The organism is Streptomyces sp. NPDC052079 (assembly GCF_040680275.1).
Taxonomy (GTDB): domain Bacteria; phylum Actinomycetota; class Actinomycetes; order Streptomycetales; family Streptomycetaceae; genus Streptomyces.
This window is the reverse complement of sequence record NZ_JBFAWL010000054.1, coordinates 1-1,664: the sequence shown is the minus strand read 5'-3', so window position 1 is coordinate 1,664 and position 1,664 is coordinate 1. Positions and strand designations below refer to the sequence as shown.

The 1,664-nt window shown below is 71.4% G+C and carries 1 protein-coding gene; it reads left to right on the top strand.

Annotation, left to right across the window (positions count from 1 at the left end; genetic code table 11):
• Nucleotides 1-121 precede the first annotated feature (121 nt).
• On the top strand, nt 122-1,498 hold the full coding sequence (locus AB0L56_RS31490; RefSeq protein ID WP_365429563.1) for an IS1380 family transposase: 1,377 nt from the start codon (nt 122-124) through the stop codon (nt 1,496-1,498).
• Nucleotides 1,499-1,664: the final 166 nt, after the last annotated feature.

The following is a 1,664-nucleotide window of genomic DNA, read 5'->3' as shown; positions in this document are numbered from 1 at the left end:
CCTCGCGCTTTCACGAGGTGGCCTGTCCAGTGGTTGATCAGAAACGCAGAAGTGCCTCTGACCAGCAAGAATGAGGATTGTCGAGGTCCTTGTTCCTGCCACCATCGGAGGCACTTCCCAGGTGAAGCACTCTATCGGGTCCTATCCCCATGTCCGCGTCCGGGACGACGGCCGTCAAGTCGTCTCCCAGGCCGGGGCGGTCCTGCTTGTGGAGACGGTCCGCAAGAGCGGCCTTGACCAGGCGATATCCGAAGCGTTGTCGCCGTGGCGGAAGCCGCGGGCCGTTCACGACCCCGGGAAGGTCCTCCTGGACGTCGCCCTGGCGGTCGCGTCGGGCGGGGACTGCCTCGCGGATGTGGGCATGCTGCGGGCCGAGCCGGCCGTGTTCGGGCCGGTCGCCTCCGACCCGACGGTCTCCCGCCTGATCGACACCCTCGCCGCCTCCGGCGAGAAGGCCCTGCAGACGATCCGCTCCGCGCGGGCCCAAGCCCGCGAGCGAATCTGGCAGTTGGCCGGCCGGGCCGCGCCCGACGCGGGCGGGACGGTGACCGTCGACCTCGACGGGGTTGTGGTGGTCGCGCACTCCGACAAGGAGGATGCCGCACCCACCTGGAAGCGGACCTACGGGCATCACCCGCTCATGGCCTTCGTCGACCACGGCCCCGGCGGCACCGGAGAACCCGTCGCGGCCCTGCTCAGGCCGGGCAACGCAGGATCGAACACCGCCGCCGACCACATCACCACCGCCCAACTCGCCCTCGCCCAGCTGCCGAAGCACTACCGGCGCGGGCGACGGACCCTGATCCGCACCGACTCCGCGGGCGGCACCCACGACTTCGTGGCCTGGCTCACCCGGCGCGGGAGGTGGCTGTCCTACTCGGTCGGCATGGTGATCACCGACGCGATCCACAGCCACGTCCTCAAGGTTCCCCCGTCCGCCTGGACGCCGGCCGTCGAGGCGGACAGCGAGGTCCGGGACGGGGCCTGGGTCGCCGAGCTCACCGGCGACGTCCTGGACGGCTGGCCGAAGGGCATGCGGCTGATCGTGAGGAAAGAGCGTCCGCATCCCGGGGCCCAGTTGCGGCTCACGGATGCGGACGGCATGCGGCTCACCTGCTTCGCGACCAACACCGCCGGCCGGCCGATCGCCGAACTCGAGCTCCGTCACCGCCGGCGGGCGAGGGCCGAGGACCGCATCCGGGCCGCCCGGGCCACCGGCCTGCGGAACCTGCCCCTGAAGCGCACGGCCCAGAACAAGGTCTGGCTGGAGATCGTGCAGATCGCGCTCGACCTGCTGGCCTGGATGCCGATGCTCGCCCTCACCGGCGAGGCCCGTCTCTGGGAGCCCCGCCGCCTGCGGCTCCGCCTCTTCACCACCGCAGGACAGCTGGCGACCACCGGCCGCCGCCGGATCCTCCGCCTGGCCCGGCACTGGCCCTGGACCCGCCACATCGCCGCCGCACTCGAACGGCTCGCACTCCTGCCGAACCCCGGCTGACCAGCGGATCCACCCGTCCCTACGACAGCACCACACTCATCCGGAGCAGTGGAACCCGGCGCCACCCCGAGACGACACTCGGGCCCCTGGCCTGCCCCGCCTCAGCCCACGGCACGAAAACGGTCCACCGACTCCGTCGGCGGACCGTCACGCAAGATCGAGGCTA